Below are 332 nucleotides of genomic sequence, written 5' to 3' on the forward strand. Positions count from 1 at the left end.
GCAGTGCTTCGGTCTTGTTTCGCCCAACTGAGCTATTTGGGCTAAAACTGGTTATATTGTGCTGCTTTAAAGCAGCAGCCTGAATTTCAGACTTAAAAAATAATGGTGCCCAGAGGCGGAATCGAACCACCGACACGAGGATTTTCAATCCTCTGCTCTACCGACTGAGCTATCTGGGCTAAAACTGGTTATATTGTGCTACTCTTTCGTCCATGAAGCGGTGGCCTGTCGTCGTCCTGACTCCACCTCAACAAGCTGCGAAGCAGTGCTTCGGTCTTGTTTCGCCCAACTGAGCTATCTGGGCTAAAAATATAAATGGTGCCGACTATCCG

General features: G+C 48.2%; 1 tRNA gene. It reads right to left on the reverse strand.

Features of this window, described 5'->3' with window-relative positions:
- Positions 1 to 103: 103 nt before the first annotated feature.
- A tRNA-Phe gene (locus tag CWB99_RS23615) sits at positions 104 to 179 on the reverse strand.
- Positions 180 to 332 lie beyond the last annotated feature (153 nt).

This window comes from Pseudoalteromonas rubra, from assembly GCF_005887095.1.
Taxonomy (GTDB): Bacteria; Pseudomonadota; Gammaproteobacteria; order Enterobacterales; family Alteromonadaceae; genus Pseudoalteromonas; species Pseudoalteromonas rubra_E.